The 24,461-nt window shown below is 39.0% G+C and carries 26 protein-coding genes and 1 riboswitch; of the genes, 24 read left to right on the top strand and 2 right to left on the bottom strand.

Going from position 1 to position 24,461, the window contains the following annotated elements; all coding sequences use genetic code 11:
- The first annotated feature begins 552 nt into the window (after window positions 1-552).
- From ACYSNQ_RS01720 to ACYSNQ_RS01640, 17 genes are all read left to right on the top strand, one after another.
- The gene (locus ACYSNQ_RS01720) at window positions 553-3,189 is read left to right on the top strand and encodes a cation-translocating P-type ATPase (protein ID WP_426081043.1); all 2,637 of its coding nucleotides are present in this window, start codon (window positions 553-555) and stop codon (window positions 3,187-3,189) included.
- A gap of 350 nt (window positions 3,190-3,539) precedes the next feature.
- Window positions 3,540-5,507: a KUP/HAK/KT family potassium transporter gene (locus tag ACYSNQ_RS01715; protein ID WP_426081160.1), complete on the top strand. Its 1,968-nt coding sequence runs from the start codon at window positions 3,540-3,542 to the stop codon at window positions 5,505-5,507.
- Window positions 5,508-5,891: 384 nt separating this feature from the next.
- Window positions 5,892-6,203, top strand: coding sequence for a TIGR04197 family type VII secretion effector (locus ACYSNQ_RS01710; RefSeq protein ID WP_426081041.1), 312 nt, complete (start codon window positions 5,892-5,894; stop codon window positions 6,201-6,203).
- Window positions 6,204-6,566: a hypothetical protein gene (locus ACYSNQ_RS01705; protein ID WP_426081040.1), complete on the top strand. Its 363-nt coding sequence runs from the start codon at window positions 6,204-6,206 to the stop codon at window positions 6,564-6,566.
- Window positions 6,556-7,950: an LXG domain-containing protein gene (locus tag ACYSNQ_RS01700; protein WP_426081039.1), complete on the top strand. Its 1,395-nt coding sequence runs from the start codon at window positions 6,556-6,558 to the stop codon at window positions 7,948-7,950. Before ACYSNQ_RS01705 ends, ACYSNQ_RS01700 begins: the two co-directional genes overlap by 11 nt.
- 16 nt (window positions 7,951-7,966) lie before the next feature.
- Window positions 7,967-8,329 carry a hypothetical protein gene (locus ACYSNQ_RS01695; RefSeq protein ID WP_426081038.1) on the top strand — a complete coding sequence of 121 codons (363 nt, stop codon included), beginning with the start codon at window positions 7,967-7,969 and terminating at the stop codon, window positions 8,327-8,329.
- A gap of 4 nt (window positions 8,330-8,333) precedes the next feature.
- Window positions 8,334-8,933 (top strand): hypothetical protein, encoded by a 600-nt coding sequence (locus tag ACYSNQ_RS01690; protein ID WP_426081037.1) that lies wholly within the window; start codon window positions 8,334-8,336, stop codon window positions 8,931-8,933.
- Window positions 8,934-8,947: 14 nt separating this feature from the next.
- Window positions 8,948-9,313 carry a hypothetical protein gene (locus ACYSNQ_RS01685; RefSeq protein ID WP_426081036.1) on the top strand — a complete coding sequence of 122 codons (366 nt, stop codon included), beginning with the start codon at window positions 8,948-8,950 and terminating at the stop codon, window positions 9,311-9,313.
- 96 nt (window positions 9,314-9,409) lie between these two features.
- The gene (locus ACYSNQ_RS01680) at window positions 9,410-9,772 is read left to right on the top strand and encodes a hypothetical protein (protein WP_426081035.1); all 363 of its coding nucleotides are present in this window, start codon (window positions 9,410-9,412) and stop codon (window positions 9,770-9,772) included.
- 4 nt (window positions 9,773-9,776) lie between these two features.
- Window positions 9,777-10,121 (top strand): hypothetical protein, encoded by a 345-nt coding sequence (locus ACYSNQ_RS01675; protein WP_426081034.1) that lies wholly within the window; start codon window positions 9,777-9,779, stop codon window positions 10,119-10,121.
- A 110-nt stretch (window positions 10,122-10,231) separates the two neighbouring features.
- Window positions 10,232-10,612, top strand: coding sequence for a hypothetical protein (locus ACYSNQ_RS01670; protein ID WP_426081033.1), 381 nt, complete (start codon window positions 10,232-10,234; stop codon window positions 10,610-10,612).
- Window positions 10,609-10,968 carry a hypothetical protein gene (locus ACYSNQ_RS01665; RefSeq protein WP_426081032.1) on the top strand — a complete coding sequence of 120 codons (360 nt, stop codon included), beginning with the start codon at window positions 10,609-10,611 and terminating at the stop codon, window positions 10,966-10,968. The genes ACYSNQ_RS01670 and ACYSNQ_RS01665 overlap by 4 nt, the downstream gene beginning before the upstream one ends.
- Before the next feature lie 75 nt (window positions 10,969-11,043).
- The gene (locus ACYSNQ_RS01660) at window positions 11,044-11,406 is read left to right on the top strand and encodes a hypothetical protein (protein ID WP_426081031.1); all 363 of its coding nucleotides are present in this window, start codon (window positions 11,044-11,046) and stop codon (window positions 11,404-11,406) included.
- A 336-nt stretch (window positions 11,407-11,742) separates the two neighbouring features.
- Window positions 11,743-12,519: a D-alanyl-D-alanine carboxypeptidase family protein gene (locus ACYSNQ_RS01655; RefSeq protein WP_426081030.1), complete on the top strand. Its 777-nt coding sequence runs from the start codon at window positions 11,743-11,745 to the stop codon at window positions 12,517-12,519.
- A 2-nt stretch (window positions 12,520-12,521) separates the two neighbouring features.
- Window positions 12,522-13,283 carry an epoxyqueuosine reductase QueH gene (locus ACYSNQ_RS01650; RefSeq protein ID WP_426081029.1) on the top strand — a complete coding sequence of 254 codons (762 nt, stop codon included), beginning with the start codon at window positions 12,522-12,524 and terminating at the stop codon, window positions 13,281-13,283.
- Window positions 13,284-13,334: 51 nt separating this feature from the next.
- Window positions 13,335-13,757, top strand: a complete 423-nt coding sequence (mgsA, locus tag ACYSNQ_RS01645; RefSeq protein WP_426081028.1) for a methylglyoxal synthase — start codon at window positions 13,335-13,337, stop codon at window positions 13,755-13,757.
- A gap of 74 nt (window positions 13,758-13,831) precedes the next feature.
- A riboswitch (THF riboswitch) is annotated at window positions 13,832-13,929 on the top strand.
- Between the two features lie 26 nt (window positions 13,930-13,955).
- Window positions 13,956-14,507: a folate family ECF transporter S component gene (locus ACYSNQ_RS01640; protein WP_426081027.1), complete on the top strand. Its 552-nt coding sequence runs from the start codon at window positions 13,956-13,958 to the stop codon at window positions 14,505-14,507.
- A 37-nt stretch (window positions 14,508-14,544) separates the two neighbouring features.
- On the opposite strand, the gene ACYSNQ_RS01635 is transcribed toward ACYSNQ_RS01640, so the two are convergent.
- Window positions 14,545-16,308 carry an ABC transporter ATP-binding protein gene (locus ACYSNQ_RS01635; RefSeq protein WP_426081026.1) on the bottom strand — a complete coding sequence of 588 codons (1,764 nt, stop codon included), beginning with the start codon at window positions 16,306-16,308 and terminating at the stop codon, window positions 14,545-14,547.
- Window positions 16,298-18,028: an ABC transporter ATP-binding protein gene (locus ACYSNQ_RS01630; protein WP_426081025.1), complete on the bottom strand. Its 1,731-nt coding sequence runs from the start codon at window positions 18,026-18,028 to the stop codon at window positions 16,298-16,300. Before ACYSNQ_RS01630 ends, ACYSNQ_RS01635 begins: the two co-directional genes overlap by 11 nt.
- A 111-nt stretch (window positions 18,029-18,139) precedes the next feature.
- Here ACYSNQ_RS01630 and ACYSNQ_RS01625 point away from each other — a divergent pair, with 111 nt between their 5' ends.
- The 7 genes from ACYSNQ_RS01625 to sapS all read left to right on the top strand — a co-directional run bounded on the left by ACYSNQ_RS01625 (window position 18,140) and on the right by sapS (window position 24,327).
- A complete protein-coding gene (locus ACYSNQ_RS01625) occupies window positions 18,140-18,979 on the top strand; it encodes a putative ABC transporter permease (protein ID WP_426081024.1) in 840 nt (279 codons plus the stop codon).
- Window positions 18,980-19,219: 240 nt separating this feature from the next.
- Complete coding sequence (locus tag ACYSNQ_RS01620; RefSeq protein WP_426081159.1) at window positions 19,220-20,311, top strand: 3D domain-containing protein; 1,092 nt, start codon at window positions 19,220-19,222, stop codon at window positions 20,309-20,311.
- A 149-nt stretch (window positions 20,312-20,460) separates the two neighbouring features.
- Window positions 20,461-20,676 (top strand): hypothetical protein, encoded by a 216-nt coding sequence (locus tag ACYSNQ_RS01615; RefSeq protein ID WP_426081023.1) that lies wholly within the window; start codon window positions 20,461-20,463, stop codon window positions 20,674-20,676.
- Window positions 20,677-20,700: 24 nt separating this feature from the next.
- Window positions 20,701-21,552, top strand: coding sequence for a MerR family transcriptional regulator (locus ACYSNQ_RS01610; RefSeq protein WP_426081022.1), 852 nt, complete (start codon window positions 20,701-20,703; stop codon window positions 21,550-21,552).
- 208 nt (window positions 21,553-21,760) lie between these two features.
- The gene (gene tsaA, locus ACYSNQ_RS01605; protein WP_426081021.1) at window positions 21,761-22,243 is read left to right on the top strand and encodes a tRNA (N6-threonylcarbamoyladenosine(37)-N6)-methyltransferase TrmO; all 483 of its coding nucleotides are present in this window, start codon (window positions 21,761-21,763) and stop codon (window positions 22,241-22,243) included.
- A gap of 366 nt (window positions 22,244-22,609) precedes the next feature.
- Window positions 22,610-23,284 (top strand): two-component system response regulator SapR, encoded by a 675-nt coding sequence (gene sapR / locus ACYSNQ_RS01600; RefSeq protein WP_426081019.1) that lies wholly within the window; start codon window positions 22,610-22,612, stop codon window positions 23,282-23,284.
- Between the two features lie 17 nt (window positions 23,285-23,301).
- Window positions 23,302-24,327: a two-component system sensor histidine kinase SapS gene (gene sapS, locus ACYSNQ_RS01595; RefSeq protein ID WP_426081018.1), complete on the top strand. Its 1,026-nt coding sequence runs from the start codon at window positions 23,302-23,304 to the stop codon at window positions 24,325-24,327.
- The last annotated feature ends 134 nt before the right edge of the window (window positions 24,328-24,461 follow it).

Raw genomic sequence — 24,461 nt, 5'->3', positions numbered from 1 at the left:
CTTTGTTTTTGTTACAAATATAATATAGCAAAAAGCCAAGCTTCTCGAATAGCTTGGCTCATTTAACTGGAAGGATCCAACATATTGAATTGTTAAACTTCTGTTACACATGTAAAGCATTACTGAATTTCTTTTTGATTCAACAAAACTTAGCTTTTCGTTCAAGGTTTGAAACTTAAAACACTATCAAGTTTATCTTGATAAATAAACATACTTTCTAATAGTTTGCACTTTTGGTACTCTACACATATAAACTGATTAAAAGGTGAATATTTTACTTCCAACAAACTTTCTTAATTCTTTGATATGATCTATTGAAACTCGAGAAATTCTTCAATATGTTGTAGTTCCTCCTTCCCTCATCTATATAATACCATTAAAAGAAAGCGTTTTCAATAAATTTATACCCTTTTTTTGAAAAAAATAAATAAACATCTATTTTACGAATTGTCCGAAAGAAAAGCGTATTTATTGATGTCTAAAAAATTTTCATGTTATAGTTAATGTATAGTACTACTATTTAAATAGGAAGAAATTGAAGTGGGGGATAGGATGGATATTTATCAGAAATCAATCGAAGATGTTGTAAAAGACAGTAAAACAGACGTGGAAAACGGGCTAACACAGAAAGAAGCAGAGCGCCGGCTGCAGGAAAACGGCGGAAACAAATTTGAGGAAGAAAAGAAGACCTCTATCGCTAAAAAATTCTTGCTTAGCTTGAAGGATTTTACAACAATTATTTTATTAGCTGCTGCAGCAATTTCGTTTTATACAGCAATTGCGACAGAGCACGGCGATTACTTTGAAGGTATTCTAATTATTGCAATTGTCATTATTAATTCCGTTTTGGCTATTGTCCAAGAAGGAAATGCTGAAAAATCCTTGGATGCATTGAAGGATATGAATAAGCAGACTAGTACGGTATTAAGAGATGGCAAAGTTGAAAGTGTGGATGCAGAGGACTTGGTAGTTGGGGACATTCTAGTATTAGAATCAGGCTCAATGATTACTGCAGATGCCCGCTTGCTGGAAGCCTCTCAAATGAGGGTGGAGGAATCTGCTTTGACAGGAGAAAGTGAACCTGTTGAGAAGGACGCAGCGTACATAGCCTCAGAAGAGGAATCTCTGGGCGATCAAATTAACATGGTATTTAAAGGCTGTACGGTTTCTAACGGCCGCGGTCGGGCAGTCGTTACCTCTACTGGTATGGATACGGAAATGGGTAAAATCGCTGGGCTTCTAAGCGGGAATGAGCAGCAGAAAACACCGCTGCAAAAGAGACTGAATCAGCTGGGAAAACGAATCAGCATTTTAGCTTTAGGTGCGGCTGTTTTAGTTTTTATTATTGGTGAGCTTCAAGGGGAGCCGATGCTTGATATGTTTATGACTGCAGTTTCGCTAGCAGTTGCTGCAGTTCCGGAGACATTGACGGTCATTGTAACACTGACGCTTGCTTATGGTGTTCAGAAAATGGCGAAAAAGCATGCGATTATTCGGCAGCTGCCCGCAGTAGAAACTCTAGGTACAGCAAATGTTATTTGTTCAGACAAAACAGGAACCCTAACACAGAATAAAATGCGGGTCCGTCGTGTCTGGTCCCGTGGGGATGAAGTAACAGACACAGAAGATGCGATGACAAACGAGGCAATGGAAGTATTGAAAATGGCCGCCTTATGTACCGATGTTACTGTTGAGAGAGAAGACGATGATTTGACTATCAAAGGCAATCCAACAGAAGCTGCCATCGTTCGGGCAGTTGAAGAAAATTATCATACAAAGGATGAGCTGGAAGAAAAATATCCGAGAATTGCAGAGTTGCCTTTTGATTCCGAACGGAAAATGATGACGACTGTCCATAAAATGGGCAAGAAATACATTTCTATTACCAAAGGAGCCTTTGATGTCTTGCTGGCTCGTTTTCGCTATGGCGATGTAGATCAGGCAGCAATTGTTAATGACCGCTTTGGTAAACGAGCTTTACGGGTAATTGCAGTAGGTTATGCAATTTATGATGAAGAGCCTCAGGAAATCACTTCTGAAGCGTTGGAAAAGGGATTGCGTTTATCTGGTTTGATTGGGATGATTGATCCGCCGAGACCAGAGAGTAAAGGAGCTATTGAAAAAGCGAGAAAAGCGGGCATTAAAACAGTAATGATCACAGGAGATCATGTAGTAACCGCAGGAGCAATTGCAAAAGAATTAGGTATTCTAACAACTAAAAAGGAAGCAATGACAGGTGCAGAGCTTCGTAAGCTAAGCGATGATGAGCTGGATGAGCGAGTGAAGGATTTGTCTGTTTATGCTCGTGTGACTCCGGAAGATAAAATTCGAATCGTTAAATCCTGGCAGCGGACAGGCGCTGTAGTTGCGATGACTGGCGACGGGGTCAATGATGCTCCGGCACTTAAAGCTAGTGATGTCGGCTGTGCGATGGGAATTACCGGAACGGATGTGGCTCAGGGTGCTTCAGATATGATTCTTACTGATGACAACTTTGCAACCATTGTTGATGCAGTTGCTCAAGGACGTACAGTCTACCGGAACATTCGCAAGGCGATTAATTTTCTTTTGAGCTGTAATGTCTCAGAGATTTTCATTGTACTTATTGCGATGCTGTTAGGCTGGGGAGCGCCCTTTACAGCTGTTCAGCTGTTGTTTGTTAATGTGGTAGCGGATGGACTTCCTGGATTTGCGCTAGGAAGAGAGCCTGCTGAAAAAGATATTATGACAGAAGCGCCAATTCCTCGGCAAGAAGGGATTTTTGCCCGCGGCTTATGGAAGAAGATTGCGATTAATGCTGCGGCATTTACAGTAGTGACCCTGTTCGGTTTCTATCTAGGAGCATTTGTTGACGGTGTTTCTCATTGGGTGAGTGCCAGTCATGAAGTAGGCCAGACAGTCGCTTTTCTAGTCTTAGCTTACTCGTCTATCCTACATGTTTTCAATGTTAGAAGTACAAAATCAATCTTCCAAGTGAAGCTTTCTTCTAATAAATCATTGTTCGAAATGGCTGTTTTAGCAATTGTCATTACGACAGTTATCGCCTTACTGCCGATCACTCAGGAATTATTCTATTTAGTCCCAATCGGATTAACCCATTGGGTACTAGTTGCAGCACTATCTATTGTTCCAATTTTTGTGAATGAAATGATTAAGTTCCACTTCTCGACAGAGGAAGAAGAGGACTAAAAAATCATGAGAAATTACTGTTGAATAATTGAAAATCAGATTATTTTTTCTACTTTTGATAATATAAGTTGCTAAATGACCTTAAGAGTATTATAGTTTAGTTCAAATGAACGTGATTGGCTGTTCCGGCTGTTACAAACAACGGCTAAAAACAGATAGTTCACAAGGTCTCAGCTTGATATTCAGCATGTTAAAAAGACCTGAATGAACGATTCTTTAGCGCGTTCATTCAGGTCTTTTATTTTGTTAGTCATTTAGTGAAACTGTTGTAGGAGGAGAAGAGTGTGAGCAAGGAGTTTAAAGCTTCAAACAATCACCGCAAGTTGACAGCTGCGGGAGTGTTGGTGGCGATGGGTGTCGTCTATGGTGATATCGGGACGAGTCCTTTGTACGTAATGAAAGCAATTGTTGGAGATAACGGCGGGATTACTGAGGTATCAGAAAACTTTATTATTGGTGCCGTCTCGTTGATTTTTTGGACATTGACGATTCTAACCACTGTAAAATATGTCATGATTGCTTTGAACGCAGATAATCATGGCGAGGGAGGAATTTTTTCTCTTTATACATTAGTAAGGAAGAGTGGTAAATATTTAATTATACCCGCAATGATTGGCGGGGCAGCACTGCTGGCTGATGGAGTATTGACACCAGCGGTAACCGTGACGACAGCTATCGAAGGCTTGCGGGGGATACCCATGTTTTTTGACCGTTTCGGTATGGATCAGAACATTATAGTCATTATCACATTAGTTATTATTCTGGTATTATTTTCTGTTCAGCGGTTCGGTACAGATGCGGTAGGAAAGGCCTTTGGTCCAATCATGTTTCTCTGGTTCACATTTTTAGGCTTAATGGGCTTAGTGAATTTCAGTCAGGATTTGACAGTGATTCGTGCATTAAATCCTTATTATGCTGTAGAGCTGCTTTTTAGCTCCGAAAATCATTTGGGGATATTTATCTTAGGAAATGTTTTTCTGGCAACAACAGGGGCAGAAGCATTGTATTCTGATTTAGGACACGTAGGCAAGAAGAATATCCGCTTTAGCTGGCCATATATAAAAGTTTGTTTGCTGCTTAATTATTTAGGTCAGGCTGCTTGGATTCTAAGTGCAAAAGAAGATCCAGCAATTGCTGCTTTGGAAAACCTTAATCCATTTTTTGAAATGATGCCCAATTCCTTAACGCTAGTGGGGGTTGTCTTTGCGACCATTGCGGCGATTATTGCTTCACAGGCGTTAATTTCCGGGTCATTTACACTAGTTTCAGAAGCGATTAAGCTAAAGCTTTTGCCTAGAATGAAAATTATCTATCCAGGAGCCAATATTGGTCAAATGTATATTCCTGCGTTGAATATGCTGCTGTGGCTGGCTTGTTCAGCTGTTGTTATCGGTTTTCGAACATCCACTCATATGGAAGCAGCCTACGGTCTATCCATCACAGTAACCATGCTGATGACCACGATTCTGCTGATGTTCTTCTTAAAACAAAGAGGAGTTCCAAGACCCTTCGTTTATCTGATTACGTTGTTTTTTGCCAGCATTGAAACGGTCTTCTTTATTTCCAGTATTGTCAAATTCTTCCATGGCGGCTATGTAGCTGTAGTCATTGCTTTGCTGATTCTAGCGATTATGACAATTTGGGAATGGGGCAACATTATCAAAGAGAAGACGGCTGATACAGTGCCGATTAGTGATTATATTGATCAGCTGGAACGGATGCGGGGAGATACGCGGATTCCAATGTATCAAACAAATGTAGTGTTTATGACGCCGGATTTGATTAGCGATGAAATCGGCCGGGCAGTCATGTACTCTATTCTAGATAAACGTCCGAAGCGGGCTAAGGTCTATTGGTTTGTGAATGTAGAAGTAACGGATGAGCCCTTTACCAAAGAATATTCTGTAGACATGCTGGGTACGGATTTTATCGTTCAGGTTCAACTATATCTAGGCTTTAGAGTAGCACAGGAGGTCAATGTTTATCTTCGTCAAATTGTTCATGATTTGATGAAGGAAGGACGTTTACCAAAACAGCCTCAGGAATATACGATTACTCCTGGCCGTGAAGTCGGCGATTTCCAATTCATTTTGATTCGGGAAGAGCTCTCAAAAGTGACAGAGCTGAAAAAATGGGACCGCCAGATTATGCAGCTGAAGCTGGCAATAAAAAAATTGACTATTCTACCAGAGAACTGGTTTGGTTTAGAGTACAGCGATGTTCGCTATGAGTCGGTTCCATTAATTATCGGAAATACGAGAAAAACACATTTAATTGAACGGTCAAGAAAAATAGAAAATCGTGATAATCGCGATTAATAAAAAAACAACTAGTAAGCTAAAAAATTATTTTGGCTTGCTAGTTGTTTTTTTATTAGGGAAATTCGACTTTTCCCTGAGAAAGTCTGCTATCGATTAGCAGAGCATTATTGTATTTTTATCAAATGAGGCTGCTAGTTCGAATAGAATTTAACTGGAACAGAGCTAGCTGCTGTTTGCATTTTACACGCTATTATCCCAGGTTTATTGAAGGAGGAAATCCTAGGAAAAAAACAAATAGAGTAATATTTGGTCAAAATAAAAGCTTGCCGGCTGTTCAGTAAAGTTTGTTTTTTTATGAAGATAATAATTATTTCACTAATAAAAAACTTCTTGTTTCTAATGGTATCTTAATTTAGACTGTAATTTGAGAGGAGTAAACAAATGAATGGTCTAAATGTAAATTATACAGTTGCTGGCGTTGTTTCGCAGCGGTTAAGCCAAGCGGCCAGTGTGCTGGCAAATAGCTCGGCACCAACAGCTACTGCCAGTAAAACAAACGTATCTGGAAATAAGAATGCACAGCGATGCCTACAGCGAATGCCTGCATCAAGCCAGGCAGTTTCTAATGCACTGACGAGAGATGGGAACAATATCCATTCTGTTTCACAGGAATTCGCGGCAATCGATCAAAAGCTAAGTAAAGGCTTTGATGGTTTGAGTCAATTACCTAGACCAGGAAAGAGTGGTTTTTAGATGACAGATACTGAAGAAAAGATAGCACAGCAATTATCAGAGCTTGAACAACAACAGGATACACAAAGAAAAAAGCAAAGGCTGCTGGAGGAGCTAGAAGCAGACTATCAGAGACTTTCTACCGATCAGGAAGAATTTTTGCTAGATATTATTTATAGTAGTCACGGACGAACACAGCAGTTTGTACTAAATCTGGAAGACGAGTTTCTTCAGCTTCATCGAGCAAACCTGCTGACAATAGACACGAATAGAGAGGCGCTTCAACAAGAGCTTCAGCTGTTTGCGGCTAAAGAAGACGAATTAATTAATGCAAGGCGGCAACTGTATTCAGAAGAAAAAAAGGAGGGTGATGATGGGACTTAGTTTTTTTGTTGGAGAAGTAGAGGCGCAAACAAGTGCAGCAGTACAAATGGCACATGACTATTTACGAAATACAGGCACATTAAGGGATAGCATCAATGCCTATTTGAATGCACCGTTATCTGGGAAAACCTATAATTCCGCTCGGAACTATTTCAGAACTGTCTATCCGCCAATTGCTACAGCCATGGTTTTGGTAGTGGAGTCAATGATTGAGGCACAGACACAGTTTCCGGCAAAGTTTGAGGAAATTGTGGGCGGCGGCGATATTGAAGAGGATCGGATTAAACAGCAGATAGAAGCTGGTAGAGAGCTGCTGCGCTCCTATGCGGCAGCGATGAATAAAGAAGAAAAACCAAATTTCCGTATGGAAAAGGCATATATGATGAACCAAGACATAATAGGAAAGCTAGAGGAACGATTGGAGGATCTCTACTTGTTTAATAGTATTTCCCCTGCACTCTTTTCAGATGTAGAAACAAATATGGATAATCTGGACAGAGCCATTGCGGCCTTAAATAAAGGCGGTGCCTGGAATGCTGCTTCAGGAACCTTTGATATTACCAAACTGGATATGACTTGGGTCAGACCAATTAATGAAGCGTGGAAAAAACGTCAGGAAGAGCTGAGTAAGAGACCTGAGGTGCGTGAGGCGCTGGACAGTGTCAATTACGATGTAGAAATAACCGTAGACGAATTTGGTAATCCGAACTATTATGTTTATAAGAATGGTAAGCTGGATACAAAGCTGACTGCGGAATACGTCTATTTAATGGCAGAATTTCGCTTAGCAGAATATAAAAAGCTGATGGATAGTCCAGTTGGAAAAGTCTATACAACCATTACCAGTGTGTTGTTTATTGTAAATGGCACACAATACGTGATTAACGGCTTGAGAACTTTAGGGAACGGCTTATCTATTGGCTATGGAGTGAATGCTGTAACTGGCGAGCCAGCGACCTTGCTATTACGTGCAGATGGCAGTGTTGTCAGCGAAGCCTTAGCAACCGTATCAGTGGGAATTGTTGAATTACTTACTGGTGTGTCAATCAGTACAATAAATTGGGGCGAAAGCTCAGGCGGCGATAATCCTAAGGTTGTATCGAAGATTGATGAAGATTCTAGTTTAGTAAGAGAAGCGGAAAAAATGGGGAAAGATCAGGCTGCACAAAGAGAGGCAGATCATTTAATCGAAGAATTGGCAAAAGGAAATACAAACCCTGGTACAGGATATAAAAATCTATTTAAAGATGTTGTTTACATCAGGGGAAGGCATGGGGCAAGAGTTTTTTATCGGAAAATTAATGGTGTGATTGAAATTATTGGAAAAGCCTATAAGGATAATGAAGATAAGGTTATTAAAATATTGATAAATAAGTATAAGTAATCGGAGGAATGATTAAGTGAAAGTTCTTAATATTGAATACCCTACAACGCTAGACAAAATAAAAGACATAACAAATGATAATATTGACCTATTTGTTACGTTAGACGATGGTTATACCTATACACTAGTGGTTTCTACCCTTAAAAATATAGGAACATTGATGGGGGATAAGGGTTATTCAGAACCCGGGTGGCCGCAACAGTTAATTATTGTAGAAGAACTGACAGAAGAATTAGTAAAAAAAGCAATAGAGGCTTATGCGGAAGATGAAAACGGATTGTATTTAAAAGTATCAAACCTGGCAACAGGATTCAATGTAGACGAGTTAGATACTGTGCTAGAAAGAAGGCGCATAATGTATAGCGATGATGAGGATTAGTGGTATGAAAGTCTTGAATATTGAATACTCCATAGCTTTAGACAGAATAAATGATATAAGAAATGAGAGTATTGATGTTTTTGTAGAGCTAGGGGACGGTTTTACCTATGTTATTGAAGTTGCGACAATTAAAAACATTACAGAGATGATGGAAGATGGTTATTTGCAACCAATGTGTCCGCAAATTATCGTAGATGAGCTGCGAGAGGAGATTATCTGGCGAGCGATGAAATCTTATGCGCAAGAGGATGCATTTTGGTTGAAAATGAATGCGATGGCGCATACTTTCACAAATGAAGATTTACAAGTAAAAATTGATGAGACGAAAAATTTTCATATGGAGCTAGATGAAATAGAGAAAAAAAGGCTTGAGGAACAAACTAGTCTAATAGAAGAAGTATTGAAAAAAATTAGACTGCTTGAGTCTGGGGAACAATTTATATTAAATGATGTTATTACAAATTTAGATTGGCATCAGATTAATAAGAATCAGTGGACATTGATTAATAGAAAATTAGTTCAAGGTAGTAAAAATGGCTTATATAAAGACCTAGAGGTTGTAAAAACAAGTGATGATGGCACTGTTGTATTTAGGAAAAAATAAAGGAGCATACCTTTTTGAAAATAAAAGCTATAAGGTACCCTACAACCTTAGATAAGATTGAAGATATCACAAATGATAATATCGATGTGTTTGTGGAGCTAGAAGATGGTCATTCCTATACTGTAATTGTAGCGACATTGAAAAATATACAAACATTGATGGGGTCTTCAGGTTACTTAAGACCTGGTTTAGCACCCCAATTCGTTATTGTCAGAGAGTTAACAAAAGAACTAATCACAACGGCAATAGAAGCACACGCAGAAGAAGATAACGGACTTTGGATTAAACTTAGTCATTTAACTACGGAGTTTTATATTTCTGAACTAGATGAAATTCTTGAAAAACGTCGAAAGCTTTACGGAGATAATTTTCATGAGTAAATTAATGCTGTAACTATTTTCTAATGGCAAGATTTTTTTGAAAATTAGTTATGGGCTTCCATACAATCAATAAGAAGTGCAATAAGGAGATGTTTTGTGAAAGTTAAGAGAATTGTCTACCCAACAACCTTGGATAAAATAGAAGACATTACAAATGACAATATTGATGTGTTTGTCGAGTTAGAAGATGGCTTTTCCTATACTATTATTGTAGCGACTTTAAAGAATATAGAGACATTGATGAGAGGGAAAAAGTTTTTAGAACCAGGATTGGCACCACAATTTGTGATTGTGAAAGAATTAAATGAAGAAGTAATTGCAGAAGCTATCGAGGCACATGCAATCGAAGATGATGGGTATTGGATAAAATTGAGCCATGTATCAACAATGATAGATGCTGAACTTTTGGATAAGAGTCTTGAAGGTAAGCGTGAATTTTGTAGTGATGATGAAGAGTAACGTTATGAAAGTCTTAAATATTGAATACCCCACAACCTTAGATAAAATTAATGATCCAACGAATGATAACATTGATGTATTTGTAACATTAGAAGATGGTTTCTCTTATACAGTAGTTGTAGCAACAATTAAAAACATTGAACATATGATGGAGAACGGATATCTAGAGGAAGGACCACCTTTTATTATTGTAGATGAACTTCAAGAGGATACCATTCGAAGAGCAATCGAAGCTCATGCAAAAGGCAATGCTTACTGGCTAAAGCTCCATTACTTATCCAATTCAATTACTGACGATTTGTTTGTATCAATGCTTGAAGAAATTGAAAAGAGCAACAACAGTTATTGAAAAAAAGTTCTTTGGGTAGTAGAGATGCTGGTAAGACTACAGCAACTATAGAAAAATGAGAATATCGCTATTAATATTTAAGCAAGTATAGGTAAAGGGGGATGATTGTAATGAAGATAAAGGCTATACGCTACCCAACAACCTTGGACAAAATAAAAGACATCACAAATGACAACATTGATGTTTTTGTGGATTTAGAAGATGGTTTTACATACACTGTTATTGTTTCTACTGTAAAAAGTATTGAGAATTTATTGGGAAAAAAGGGTTTTTCAACTCCTGGCTGGCCCCAGCAGTTAATAATTGTTAAAGAATTAAAGGAAGAACTAATAAAAAAAGCGTTAGAAGCTTATGCTGAAGCGGATAGCTATTGGTTGAAAGTAGCTTTTTTAGCTACAGATTTTGATAATGCTTATATGATGGACAAGCTCAAAGAAATGAAAAAGGAAAATGAAGAAATAGAAAATATCAGTAACGAGTTTGCAAGATGAAAGTTCTTAATATTGAGTACCCAACAACACTAGATAAAATAGAAGACATCACAGATGATAATATTGATGTGTTTGTCGAGTTAGAAGATGGCTTTTCGTATACAGTGATTGTATCTACTGTCCAAAATATTGCAAAATTTATGGAGGAAAAAGGGTACTCTAGTCCGGGATGGGTTCAGCAGTTAATCGTGGTAACGGAGCTGAAAGAGGATCTTATTAAAAAAGCAATAGAGGCCTATGCAGAGGAGCATGCTTATTGGCTAAAATTTACACATCTATCCACTGGATACTATTTGGAAGATTTAGATAGAATGCTTGAAAAAGAGCGACGATTTTATAACGATGATGAAGCGTAAATAGATGTTCAAGAAATGAAAATAAGGTTATCAAAATATTGATAACTAAGCATCAGTAGTTGGAGGAATGATTAAGTGAAAGTTCTTAATATTGAATACCCAACAACACTAGACAAAATAGAAGACATAACAAATGATAATATTGACCTATTTGTTACATTAGACGATGGTTATACCTATACACTAGTAGTTTCTACCCTTAAAAATATAGGAACATTGATGGGGGATAGGGGTTATTCTGAACCCGGGTGGCCCCAACAGTTGATTATTGTAGAAAAATTGACAGAAGAGCTAATAAAAAAAGCTGTAGAAGCTTATGCAGAAGACAGCGAGGGTAGATACCTAAAGGTTTCATATTTAACGACTTCGATTGAAATAGAAGAGATGAATCAAGCACTTGAACGAATTCGTAAAATGTATAGCGATGATGAGGATTAGTGGTATGAAAGTCTCAAATATCGAAGCTTATGTTCTTTATCAACATATTAAGCAGTAGATCAAATAAACTTTGGTCTGCTGTTTTTAAAGTATTTTGTTGGATGTCATTGCTAACTACGTAGAAATCCTTTAATAGAGGATAAAAAGCTAAATGTAATAAATAACAGCGCAGAATAAAGAAGTAGAATTCGCGGTGCTTTCTTTTACAAAATTTATACATATGTTAATATTTTTTAAATTAAATTCGCCAGATGTCAGGTTTATAAGTATAATAGGAATATGTGAAAAAGGGCTGTCCTTGGTATGGGATTTTAATAGAGACAGGTGGACATATATATGAAGAATAGGAATCGACGTTATCTTCAGTTAAGTGTGCTGGCTATCGCCCTTTTGCTGGTTTCGTTTTTCTACTATGAAAATAACCGCAAAAAGGTGGAGCAGTCAGTAAATACAGCCTATTCCTTATCTGTGGATAGTGAAGAGCGTTCAAGTGAGACAAAGGCAAGCCAGACGAAAGACACAACTGCTTCGACTGAAGTAGCTGAAAGCTCTGAAGAAGTGCTTTCTCCTCAAACAATAAAAGAACCGAAAATAGTGAAGGGAATTGTGGTTGTCAATAAGCGCTATCCACTACCCGAAAGCTATGATCCCGGGGAAAATTCAGAAGCGTTAGCAGCCTTTAAAAAAATGAATGAAGAAATGCGTAATCTTGGGCTAAATATTTCAGAAGAATACAGCGGCTATCGAAGCTACAAAGAGCAGGAAGAGCTGTATAAAAATTATGTTGAAGGGGATGGTCAGGAAACGGCAGAACGTTATTCCTCACGTCCAGGCTATTCTGAACATCAAACAGGTCTTGCATTTGATTTTATTGATACTGCTGGTGAATTAGCAAACACGGAAACAGAAGCTGCTTGGATTCGTGATAATGCTCATCGGTATGGGTTTATTGTCCGGTATAAAGAGGGACAGGAGTCGATTACCGGCTATATGGCTGAAGCTTGGCATGTTCGGTATGTAGGGGAAGAAGCCGCAGAGGAAATCCATGAAAAAAATCTGACGCTGGAGGAATATCTGGATGTTCAGGGCGGAGACTATGAAGAGGAACAATAAAGATGCTTAATATACTTGAAATTACTGAGAAAATGGCACCAAATCAAAAAATTAATTATGACCGTATACTGAAAAAGATGATTGAGGAATGGGAAAACGCTGCTGTTAAACCGACGATTTTACTCCATAGCTGTTGTGCGCCATGCAGCACGTATACGCTGGAATACCTAACCAGCTATGCAGACGTCACAATTTATTTTGCAAACTCGAATATTCATCCGCGGTCAGAATACAAGCGCAGAGAAATCGTTCAGCAGGAGTTTGTAGCTGCGTTCAATCAGCAGACTGGTAATCAGGTCAAATTTTTGGCAGCACCGTATGAACCAAATCAATTTATTCAAATGGTTCAGGAAAAAGGGTTGACGGAATCTCCCGAGGGAGGTAAGCGATGTGCTTCATGTTTTCAGATGCGTTTGGATATTGTTGCAGAAAAGGCACAGGAATTAGGCTACGATTATTTTGGCAGTGCGTTGACGCTGTCGCCTAAAAAAGATAGCCAGCTGATTAATTCAATTGGCATTGATATTCAAAAATTCTATCAAACCAATTATCTGCCTAGTGATTTTAAAAAGAATAATGGTTATAAACGTTCGATTGAATTGTGTAAAGAGTATGATATTTATCGACAGTGTTACTGCGGCTGTCTGTTTGCTGCCAAGCAGCAGGGAGTGGATTTAAAAGAGATAAATCAGGCTGCTCAGGGATTTTTGAAAGAAAAAGGGAAAGCTGAACAACTGAAGAAATCTCAACTAGAAGTAGAATAGCCGCCGGCTGAAAAATAAATTCGCTTTCCATAAAAAGAAAGGATGACAAAGATGAAAATTGCAATGATTGCCCATGATCGAAAAAAAGACTTGATGGTAAAATTTTCTTTGGCATATAAGCATATTTTAGCGGAGCATGAACTTTTTGCTACGGGGACTACCGGCGGTCGAATTGCTGAGGCTACAAAGCTTTCGGTTCACCGCTTTAAATCCGGTCCCCTTGGAGGAGACCAGCAGATTGGAGCAATGATTTCTGAGGATAATCTGGATATGGTGATTTTCTTTAGAGACCCGTTGGCTTCCCAGCCCCATGAACCAGATGTAAATGCGTTGATTCGTTTAAGCGATGTCTATGAAATTCCTCTTGCCACAAATATCGGTACTGCAGAGATATTAATTCGTGGACTGGAAGCAGGCTTTGCTGATTTTCGGGAAGTCATTCATGAAGGAGACAACCGTCCAATTTCCTTATAGAGAAATCGGCGGTTGGATTGCCTTTAAGCGCAGTCTATGCTATAGTCCTTTTAGGCTTTATGCCTAAAAATAAATACAGAGTAGAAGATAAAGCGTTAAGTGCTGCGGGGATGGGATGTCGCCCTGTGGACGAAGGATGGAAATCCGCGGTTTTATTTTCGCATTCGCTGCATTGATTTGTAGCAGCTCTTAAAGGAGATGCTAAGGATGAAGAAACGAGTTTTAGAAACAAGAAAGTTAACGGTATTGGCATTATTGATTGCATTAGTAGTCGTATTTACCCGTTTTCTTTCATTTGAAAATCAGGATTTGAGGATTAGTGCGACCTTTATTCCGGAAACCTTGATGGGTATGCTTTTTGGCCCATTTTGGACGGGAATCGGCAGTGTAATTGCTGATACAGTAGGTATTCTGTTATTTCCAAAAACAGGAGCATATTTCCCGGGATTTACCTTGAATGCTTTTATTACTGGTGCGATTTATGGTTTCTTTTATTATAAAAAGGAAATAACCTGGCCCCGGGTTATTACAGCGACATTGCTGGTAACCGTGATTGTACATCTGATTTTAACGCCGTTGTGGCTAGGAATGCTTTACAATATTGATTTGAAAATTTTAGCCTGGTGGGTACCGAGAATCATTAAAAACCTTATATTTTTCCCAATACAGGTAGCAGCAACTTATTATATGGGAACCAGAATCTCATATAAGCAATTGATTGAACGAGTAACAGCTTCATATAATAAATAAAAAAACAGCTTTCCGCCATCCCCGGAAAGCTGTTTTTTTATGATTGTTTCGCGAATTGTGCATTATAAAGTGCTTGATAATGCCCATTTGGAATCGTCAGAAGTGTACGATGATCCCCAATTTCGACGATTTTTCCCTGCTCCATTACTAAAATCTTATCAGCATTTTTAATTGTAGATAATCGATGGGCAATCACGAAGCTAGTTCGCCCTTTCATGATTTCCAGAAAAGCGGACTGGATTTGCTTCTCGGTCAACGTGTCTACAGAGCTTGTTGCCTCGTCTAAAATAAGCATTGGCGGATTGCTGATCATTGTTCTTGCAATAGTTAAAAGCTGCCGCTGCCCTTCTGAGATTTTAATTCCCTGGCTGCCGATTTCCGTTTCAAGTCCTTTGGGCAGACGTTGAATAAATTCAGCAGTATGTGTCTTTTCAAGCGCAGTCTTGATTTCGCTAGCTGTCGCCTGAGGATTCCCGTAGGTCAGATTCTCCCTCAACGTACCGTCAAACAGCCAGGTATCTTGTAGAACCATGCCAAAGCTTTTTCTAAGACTGTCTCTGGTAATCTCAGCGATGCTGTGTTCATCAACTGTAATGCTCCCCTGATCAACATCATAAAAGCGCATCAGCAAATTGACCAAAGTTGATTTCCCTGCACCAGTTTTCCCGACGATTGCTACTGTTTCTCCTTCCTGAACAGTGAGAGAGAAATCTTCTATCAATGGCTTGTCCGGAATATAGGAAAAGTATACATGGTTGAAGGATACATCTCCCTTGGCTTTTGTCAGCACGAAAGCATTCTTTTCATCTGGTTTTTCCGGCTGCTCCTCTAATAAATCAAAGGATCTGTCGATTCCTGCTATAGCTGTCTGAATTTGGGTAATCATGCCGGACAATTCAATGAATGGTTTTGAAAATTGAGCACTATAGATAGTGAAACTGGAAATAACTCCGACAGAAACGGCTGTATTTCCGGAAAGAATCAGGAGTCCGCCTGTTAACCCAATTGCAATGTAGGATAAATGATCTACAAAGCGGGATAAAGGATTTGTTAAAGAAGAAGAGAACTGTGCTTTCTGTCCTTCAACATATAATTCTTGATTCAACTGCTCAAACTGTGTTTGTACGTGAGCTTCGCGGCGAAAGGCTTTAACAATTTTTTGATTCCCTACCATTTCGGAAACAAATCCGGAAATGGAGCCGACAATTTTCTGCTGTGCTGCAAAGTTTTTTTGAGACGCATTTGCAACCAGCCAGTTGACAATAAAAATAATTGGTGTGGTAACCAACACAACAATTGTGAGGGTAACACTAAGACGAACCATAAACACCAGGGCAATAAGCACAACCGCTACTCCAGAAAAGAGCTGATTAAACACAACTGAGCAGGCGATGGAAATATTATCCATATCATTTGTGAAACGGCTGACTATATCACCATGTGCTTGTTGATCGTAATAGTTTAACGGCAGCTCGTTAAGCTTAGAAAAAGTGTCTTTTCTTAATCTAGCTACAGATAAATAGGAAACACGATTTCCTAAAAGCTGAATTAGCCATTGGCTGATGACAGTAACGATTAAAATACCTAAAAGCAGTCCCAGAATTGCATATAATTTTGAAAAATCAACATTTTCTTCGCCAATCATGGTATCAACAGCCTTTCCAAAGGCATCTGTCATCCAGACTGTAGCAAAGCCGCTGACAGCCCCCAGTAGAATCGATAAAATTAGCTCGCAGCGGTAATAAAGCAGGTAAGGAAGAATTTTTTTTAATGATTGAGTAGGTGTTTTTTTAGTCATCATGGTCATTTTCCTCCTGCGAAGTTACAATTTCCTGATAGTGTGGAGAATTGGTCATCAGCTGTTCATGTGTTCCCAGTCCGACCATTTTTCCTTCATCCAATACAAGAATCTGCTGAAACTGCCGAATAGAGCTGATTCTTTGAGAAATAATAATAAGAGTAGTTGCACTCATTTCCTTTTTTAATGATATGCGCAGGTTTAAATCAGTCTGATAATCCAATGCACTTAAAGAGTCATCGAGGATTAAAATAGCTGGTTTGGCAATTAACGCGCGTGCAATTGTCAGCCGCTGCCGCTGCCCGCCGGAGAAGTTTTTCCCACTTTCATAAACAGGTGTATCCAGACCAGCTTCAAGCTGTTCAACAAATTCACTACATTGAGCAATAGCTAGAGCCTCCCAGCATTCTTGATCTGTAGCATCTTCTTTGCCCCACAGCAGATTTTCCCGGATTGTACCGCTGAATAAAACAGAGGTTTGAGGCACAACTGCAATGTTTCTGCGGAGCTCATCCAGCGACCAGTCACGAACATCTCGTCCTTGAACGACGACGCGTCCTTCGCTGACATCATAGAAGCGGGGGATAAGCTGAATCAAGGTACTTTTTCCACTGCCTGTGGCACCGATTATGCCAAGTGTACCTCCCTTTGGAATCACTAAGTCAATAGCTGTTAATGCTAACCCGGCAGACTCATGATAACGAAAAGAAACCTGCTCAAAGGCAATTTCGTCATTCGTTGGTTGAGGCGCTGAGCGGGCATCTGTTTTTTCCCTGATGCTGGGATCAACAGTAAGTACTTCGTTGACCCGTGCGGCAGAAGCAGAGGCACGAGTGAAAATCAGTACAAGATTTGAAACCACGATTAAGGCCAGCAGCATTTGATTCATATAGTTGATTAGCGCCAAGACTTCTCCTTGCTGGAGATTCCCCACTGAGACTTTAAAGCCGCTGATATAAAGCAGGAGAATGATTCCCAAGTTCATAATCAGAGTTGTCGCAGGTGTGAGGAAAGCAGAAATTCTTGATACTCTTACATAGAGGGCTGCTAAATCATCTGTTGTTTGATCTACATGTTCAATTTCAGTCTCTTTTTGTGCGAATGCCCGAATTACACGAACACCGGTCAAATTTTGACTGATTTTTTGATTTAGGCTATCCAGCATTTCCTGAACTTGTCTATATAAAGGAACAGTTAGTCTGATAATAATAAATAAAATAATACAGAAAACAGGAAGCAGAAGTAAAAAAATCAATCCGGCGCTAAAATCAATGTAAAAAGCCATGATGACTGAGCCAATGCTTAAAAACGGTGCCCGGATAACTAAGCGGATTAGCATAGCCAGAGCCAGCTGGAGCTGATTAATATCGTTGGTCATGCGGGTAATCAATGTATCTGTTCCAAATAAGTTCAGCTCATTATGAGATAAACGATTGATTTTCTTCATCAGCTGATTTCTAAGCTCAGTACCAAATCCTTGGGAAGCAATGGAAGAATAGTATTGACAGATAATCACACAGATTAATCCAATCACAGACATAAGGACCATCCATCCAGCCATCTTTATAACGTAGGCGGAATCATTATTCTGAATGCCGTTATCGACCAGCCGAGCCAGCATCAGCGGCAGAACCAATTCAAAACAGGCTTCTAAAAACTTAAAGAAAGGTCCTAAGATAATCTGTTTTTTATAGTTTTTTGCGTATCTTAATAATTGAATCATTTTCTTCCCCCTCTATCTGTTCTATTGTATCTCAACTTATCGGTCAAATAAAGTTGCTCGCTTTTAGCCCAGACAATTTGCTACAATGTTGAAGAGGAAGGTGGCAACGAAATGAATCAATGGATTGAATTAGTCTTGCTGTTTTTTATTTATTCATTTATCGGCTGGCTTTGGGAAACGGTGTACTGCTCGCTTCGGGCAGGGAAGTTTATGTATAGAGGATTTTTAACAGGGCCTTATTGTCCTATTTATGGATTTGGTATTTTAGGAGTACTTTATTTTTTAGAACCATTTAAAGGAAATTTGATTCTATTGTATTTTCTTTCAGCTCTACTAGTGACTGTTTTGGAGTATTTGACCAGCTTTGTTTTAGAAAAGCTCTTCCATGCTTCATGGTGGGATTACAAAGATGTGCCTTTAAACATCAACGGCAGGGTCGCACTGCCTGTTTCTGCATTCTGGGGATTGGCCTGTGTGCTGATTGTTAGAATTATTCATCCTAAAATTTTGCTGGCAACTGATTTTCTAACAGAAGCATTCGGCTGGATTTTACCAGCTGCTCTAATCGCAATGATCCTTATTGATCTTATCTACACAGTAACGAATATGCAGGCGTTCAAACATATTACAGATGAAATTAATACGGTATTAGAAACGAAAGCCAAGGAAATATCTGAAAGTATGAATGCTCGGGGAGAAGTCTTGTCAGAAGATGTGGCCGAACTGAAAAAATCTATTGAAAAAGGTTTTGCAGAAAGAACAGCGAAATCTCAAAGCTATTTTGAGGAGCTTAAAAAGAATAGTGAGATTACACAGCGGCTGCAGCGTTTAAACCTTAGCCAGCGCCGTTGGATTAAAAACTACCCTAATTTGAAACTGAAACGCATCGATAATTCCGAAACAGTAAAGCAGCTGATTACGTCTATTAAGAAGAGAACAAGAAAAATGTAACAGATAGCTTCAGGTGTACCAATGAAGTTAAGACTGGTGTGCAGGGATAGATTAAGCTCTTTTATGAGATTCACCAATTAAACTGGTAAAGCTCAATGTTACAGAGAATATTAAGTTTTCTTTAAAACGTAATAATTTGTAACACTGTTGAAACAATATCTACTTTCAAGATTAGTATAATGGATAGAGTTAGGATTTATTATAGGAAAGGTGTTGGATTCAGTGGGTATTAAAAAGCTGATGCCGTTTTTGTCGGCAATCATCTTATTAAATCTAGCCTTCCCTTCTGTTATGGTTACTGCGGAATCATTGGACTCTTTGCAACAGGAAGAAGAGCAAGCGACAGAAATGGGACAAATTCTTAATCAGGAAATAGATACAGCACTTACAGATGTAAACAAGAAATATGCTGAGATCGAAAATTTGAAGGCAGAAATCACCAATGCAGAAAAGACTCTCGAAGAATCTGAAGCAGAAATAGCGGCTACAGAATCAAGTATTGAGCGTCGCAAAGCTGCGGTCGGCGATCGTATGAAAACGATCCAGCTGAATGGTGAAACACGTACATGGCAAGTCTTGCTTGAATCTGAAAGTCTTTCGGATTTTTTCAATAGAGCATATGTGATGACAATTTTGCAAAATGCTGAAAATGAAAAAATTGAAAGTCTAGCAGAAGAAAAAGAGCGGCTGGCTGAACTTCAGGAAACTGTTAGAACGACTCAGGAACAGCTTCAGACAAACGAAGCAAAGCTTGAGGAAGAAGCGCAGGCAATGGACATTGAAGTCGTTGCACTGAAGCAGCAGTTATCTGAGAATGAAGGAACTATTCAACTGATTGCAAATAAGAAAATTACAGAACAAAATAGATTGGCAGAAGAAGCAAAAGCGGCTGAAGCGGCACAAGCTGCAGCAAAGGCAGCAGAAGAAGCACAAACTGCTGAAACTGCAAATTCTTCTACAGAATCGTCTGATCCATCAAGCGAAGCAAGTACAGAGCCTTCTACACCAGAAGTTCCTAATACTGGTGGAAATGAAACAGGTGGTACAGGTCGTGTCTTGTATGTGGAGTCTACTGCGTATTCGTATACGGAACCAGGTTCAGGCTTTATTACGGCTATCGGAATCGATTTACGCGTGCAAAGCAATGTGATTGCCGTTGATCCAAGTGTGATTCCTTTGGGATCATTAGTGGTGGTAGACGGTTACGGCTATGCAATCGCCGGAGATACCGGAGGCGCAATCAAAGGGAATATTATTGATGTGCATTTCAACTCAGTTGCCGAATGTGTGAACTGGGGACGCCGTCACAATATTCGTGTAGAAATTCAATAAAATTATCTGTTTGAATTAGACCATTTGAAAAGAGTTGGAACTTAAGTTGTTAAGTTTCAACTCTTTTTTCATTTTCAAAAATTTTATTTTAAGAATTACTGAAAGTAGATTACAATAGAAGCAAATGAAAAAACAGGGAGTGTTTTTGAATGATTGTTGGTGTGGAGTTGGTAATGGTATTGCTTATTGTTACTTATGGGGGTAACTTCTTTCTTTACAGATTGCTCAAAGCAAAGAAGCAGATACAAGGATTGGAAAAACTTGCCATTATTTGTGGCGTAAATATGCTGATTTTACTTTTTGATGGTGCTTTTATTGTTATTGCAGCACTGATTAGGCAAGGCTCTGCTCTTTCAAGCATTTAGACTAAGAAAACAGGTAGGAGAATAATGTTTAAAATTGGTGAATTTTCAAAATTAGCACAAGTATCGATTCGAATGCTGCGCTACTATGACGAACAGGGCTTGCTGCCGCCCGCAAAAATTGATCAGGAAAATGGCTATCGGCTGTATCACGTAAAGCAGCTGCCGCTACTCCAAAAAATCATCTTATTGAAAAATCTAAAATTTTCAACAGCTGAAATTAAATCACTGGTTGGAGAAGATTTAGGAGATAGCTATTTTCAAGAACAGTTAAAGAATAAATATGAACAAATTGAACAGGAAATCGCAGCAGAGCAGCGACGCTTACTAGAGCTTGCGAATACAATTGAACGAGTAAAGGAGCCTCAAAAAAGGGATCTCCATGTCATTTTCCGAACACTGCCGCAGGAAAAAATTGTTAGTTTACGCAAAGTGATTCCTAGCTATTATCATGAAGGAGCTTTATGGCAGGAGTTTTTAGGACTGTTGAAGAAGGAACAGGTTGACATTGTAAAGCAGTCTCCGGATAACTTTACTATTTTTCATGATGAGTGTTATAGAGAAGAAGGCGTCGAAATTGAAATTTGTCTAAAGATAAAGGGGCTAACTAAGGTAGAACCGCCCTTGAATTGTTATGAGACAAAAGAGATTCCGTTGGCTGCTTCAATCTTTGTCTTTGGTTCTTATGACAATATTAAGGAGGCATACCACCATTTTGCGCATTGGTTATCCGAGCATGAAGAGTATGAAATGCTGATTCCAACACGTCAGGTTTCCCATCGTGGACCGGATACCGAAGACAACCCGGATAATTATTTAACAGAAATTCAAATTCCAATTAGAAAAGCTGAACGAGCTCGTACAGCTATCGAGCAATAAGCGCGAGGCAGCCACATGATGCTCTTTATCATGAGGTGGCCTCGACTTATTGTTGAAGAAAGCTTGCTCGAACTTGCCCCAATGCTTCCTTCGCTATCACTTGATATTACAGAGGGCAACTGTAAAAATTTTATAATCTTTTTATCAAAAAAATCCTTGACCCTACCATTATGTGAGGGTCTATCCTGTAGGTACAGGAGGGATGATTATGGAACAGAAAACATTTACTGTACAGACAATCGGACACATCGAAAATGGTGAGCAGGGAGCGTTTATTCAGCTATTGCCTAAGTATGCCGAGGCATTAGAAGGGCTTGAAGGTTTTGGACATTTAAACATCATTTATTGGCTGGATAAGCTGGATCAGCCGGAAATGAGAGAAATTTTACAGGTTGCCAGTCCGTATAAGAAAGCACCGGATGTTCTGGGAATATTTGCAACGCGTTCTCCAGTAAGGCCTAATTTGTTGGCTCTTTCTACTGTAGGAGTTCTTGAATTGGATAAGGGAAACGGACGGATAAGAGTTGACTATGTTGATGCTGAGGATGGCAGTCCATTGCTAGACATCAAGCCGTATACGCCAAGCGAGGATCGTGTAGAAACGCCCAGCGTACCAGAATGGAGTGCGCACTGGCCAAAAAATATTGAAACATCTGGGGATTTCGACTGGGCCGATGAATTCAATTTTTGATTCAATGGAAAACATGGAGAAAATAGACTGGGTTATTTAACTTGAATACTCAGAGAGAGTCTGGAGCAAAAGTGTTTTGCTTCAAGAACTAGTGAGGTACTGTTCAACATCAGCTCATGCCTCACTGTGTTTCTCAGCAATAAGCCAAACTATACGAAAATAACTACATGAAGTGTGCCCCCTAAGTTAGACCAAAAAATCTAACCTAGGGGGTTTTTCAATGAAGACTAGGAGGATACATTTAGCTATATTCCAGTCTCTTTTTTTACTGATTTCTAAGAATCCTTTCAATAAAGCCCGCTATAAATGAAAAAATAAATTGGATAGGGTAAAATAAAAGGGAGAAGAATGATGGAGGGACAGGACATGGCTAAGATCATGATTGTTGAGGATGAAGCAACTATCCGCAGCTTAGTAATGAAAGAACTGGAAAAATGGCAGTTGGATGTCTTTGGTACAACTGATTTTCATCACGTACTTGAAGATTTTCAAAAAGAAGAGCCCCAACTGCTGCTGCTGGATATTAACTTGCCGGTTTATGACGGATATTACTGGTGTCAAAAGATTAGGGAAGTATCTAAAGTACCAATTATTTTTATTTCCAGCAGAAATACTAATATGGATATGATTATGGCGATGAATATGGGAGCAGATGATTTTGTAACAAAGCCTTTTCAGATTGATGTTTTGGTTGCTAAGATCAATGCGTTGCTGCGCCGTTCGTATAATTATTCTGAACCAGGAAGTGAAATTCTTGAACATAACGGAATTAAACTGAATCTAGATAATGGGAATATGGATATCAACGGTGAAATGATTGATTTGAGCAAGAATGAGTATCGGCTACTATATATACTAATGAAGAAACACGGCAAAATTTTAACTAGAGAAAAACTGCTGCGGGCCTTGTGGGAAGATGAACGTTTTGTGGATGATAATACTTTGACTGTAAACATCAACCGTTTAAGAAAGAAGATTGAACAAGCTGGAATCAAGGATTATATTGAAACCAAAATTGGTCAGGGCTATATCGTCCCATAGTATGAATGGAGAAGACAATGACAGCTAGAAAGTATTTAAAGGACCATTGGTTATTTTTAATTGGCTGGCTGCTTTTCATTGGGGTAACCTGCCTGATTTTATGGTTAACACCTAGTGTAAAGCTAAGTACCGCCTCTATCAGTTATCTGATTTTGTTGGAATTTCTGGTACTGGTAGTTGTGCTGGCGATTGATTATTTGGTAAGAAGACGCTGGTGGAAAAAATTAGACATTACAGATCCCTCGCAAAGGCTGGAGGAATATCTGAAGGATGCCTCAAGAGAAGATGAGCGGCTTCAGCAGGAATATATCAACAGTATACTTACTGAGCATCAGAAGGTGATGGAGCAGGTCATTGACAATCAGCAGGAGCATAAAGAGTATATTGATTCCTGGGTTCATGAAATCAAAGTTCCTTTAGCTGCTGTCAACTTGCTGCTGGATTCACTGGAAGATGATATTTCTGAGGAAACGTATTCTCTATTGGAAAACGAGTTTTTGAAGATTGATGAGTATGTTGAGCAAGTGCTCTATTATTCCCGTCTGGACAGTTTTTCAAAAGATTATCTGATTCGTGAATACTCTGCTAAAAAGATTGTTCAGTCTGTTATTCGCTCTCAAGCCTATTACTTTATCCAGAAAAATATTCGTTTTTCAATAGAAGGAGAAGATCAGACTGTTTTAACTGATGGCAAATGGGTAGAATTTATCTTTCGCCAGTTAATCAGTAACGCAGTTAAATATACCCCCCAAGGCGGAGAAATTAAGGTTAAGATTAGTAGAAGCCGAGAGGGCATCACATTATTGCTGGAGGATTCTGGAATCGGTATTCCCCAAAATGATTTACAACGAATTTTTGACAAAGGCTTTACAGGGACTAACGGGCGTATGCTGAATCAGCATTCCACTGGTTTGGGTCTGTATCTTGCCAAAAAACTGGCTGATAAGCTGGGACATCAGCTAAGTATAGCTTCTGTAGAAGGGGCTGGAACCACTGCAGAAATATTTTTTCCGTTTGTTACGTATTATCATGAGATTCGCTGATCAAAAAGAGATTGCTTTTTCTCATGTAAGGCTGATTAGTGACAGACAGGCATATGTTGATTTTAAATAAAAAGGCGGGAATAAATTTCCCGTTTTTTTATGTGTCAACCAGAAGTAGTTGCAAATCCCAAGCT

This window comes from Enterococcus sp. LJL51 (assembly GCF_054871795.1).
Note: the sequence above shows the minus strand (reverse complement) of the source record. Positions and strands in the feature narration are given on the sequence as shown.

Coding starts and splice junctions, on each gene's coding strand:
- ACYSNQ_RS01720 (WP_426081043.1), top strand. CDS start 553: ATGGATATTTATCAGAAATCAATCGAAGATGTTGTAAAAGACAGTAAA.
- ACYSNQ_RS01715 (WP_426081160.1), top strand. CDS start 3,540: ATGGGTGTCGTCTATGGTGATATCGGGACGAGTCCTTTGTACGTAATG.
- ACYSNQ_RS01710 (WP_426081041.1), top strand. CDS start 5,892: ATGAATGGTCTAAATGTAAATTATACAGTTGCTGGCGTTGTTTCGCAG.
- ACYSNQ_RS01705 (WP_426081040.1), top strand. CDS start 6,204: ATGACAGATACTGAAGAAAAGATAGCACAGCAATTATCAGAGCTTGAA.
- ACYSNQ_RS01700 (WP_426081039.1), top strand. CDS start 6,556: ATGGGACTTAGTTTTTTTGTTGGAGAAGTAGAGGCGCAAACAAGTGCA.
- ACYSNQ_RS01690 (WP_426081037.1), top strand. CDS start 8,334: ATGAAAGTCTTGAATATTGAATACTCCATAGCTTTAGACAGAATAAAT.
- ACYSNQ_RS01675 (WP_426081034.1), top strand. CDS start 9,777: ATGAAAGTCTTAAATATTGAATACCCCACAACCTTAGATAAAATTAAT.
- ACYSNQ_RS01670 (WP_426081033.1), top strand. CDS start 10,232: ATGAAGATAAAGGCTATACGCTACCCAACAACCTTGGACAAAATAAAA.
- ACYSNQ_RS01665 (WP_426081032.1), top strand. CDS start 10,609: ATGAAAGTTCTTAATATTGAGTACCCAACAACACTAGATAAAATAGAA.
- ACYSNQ_RS01655 (WP_426081030.1), top strand. CDS start 11,743: ATGAAGAATAGGAATCGACGTTATCTTCAGTTAAGTGTGCTGGCTATC.
- ACYSNQ_RS01650 (WP_426081029.1), top strand. CDS start 12,522: ATGCTTAATATACTTGAAATTACTGAGAAAATGGCACCAAATCAAAAA.
- mgsA (WP_426081028.1), top strand. CDS start 13,335: ATGAAAATTGCAATGATTGCCCATGATCGAAAAAAAGACTTGATGGTA.
- ACYSNQ_RS01640 (WP_426081027.1), top strand. CDS start 13,956: ATGCTAAGGATGAAGAAACGAGTTTTAGAAACAAGAAAGTTAACGGTA.
- ACYSNQ_RS01635 (WP_426081026.1), bottom strand. CDS start 16,308: ATGATGACTAAAAAAACACCTACTCAATCATTAAAAAAAATTCTTCCT.
- ACYSNQ_RS01630 (WP_426081025.1), bottom strand. CDS start 18,028: ATGATTCAATTATTAAGATACGCAAAAAACTATAAAAAACAGATTATC.
- ACYSNQ_RS01625 (WP_426081024.1), top strand. CDS start 18,140: ATGAATCAATGGATTGAATTAGTCTTGCTGTTTTTTATTTATTCATTT.
- ACYSNQ_RS01620 (WP_426081159.1), top strand. CDS start 19,220: ATGCCGTTTTTGTCGGCAATCATCTTATTAAATCTAGCCTTCCCTTCT.
- ACYSNQ_RS01615 (WP_426081023.1), top strand. CDS start 20,461: ATGATTGTTGGTGTGGAGTTGGTAATGGTATTGCTTATTGTTACTTAT.
- ACYSNQ_RS01610 (WP_426081022.1), top strand. CDS start 20,701: ATGTTTAAAATTGGTGAATTTTCAAAATTAGCACAAGTATCGATTCGA.
- tsaA (WP_426081021.1), top strand. CDS start 21,761: ATGGAACAGAAAACATTTACTGTACAGACAATCGGACACATCGAAAAT.
- sapR (WP_426081019.1), top strand. CDS start 22,610: ATGGCTAAGATCATGATTGTTGAGGATGAAGCAACTATCCGCAGCTTA.
- sapS (WP_426081018.1), top strand. CDS start 23,302: ATGACAGCTAGAAAGTATTTAAAGGACCATTGGTTATTTTTAATTGGC.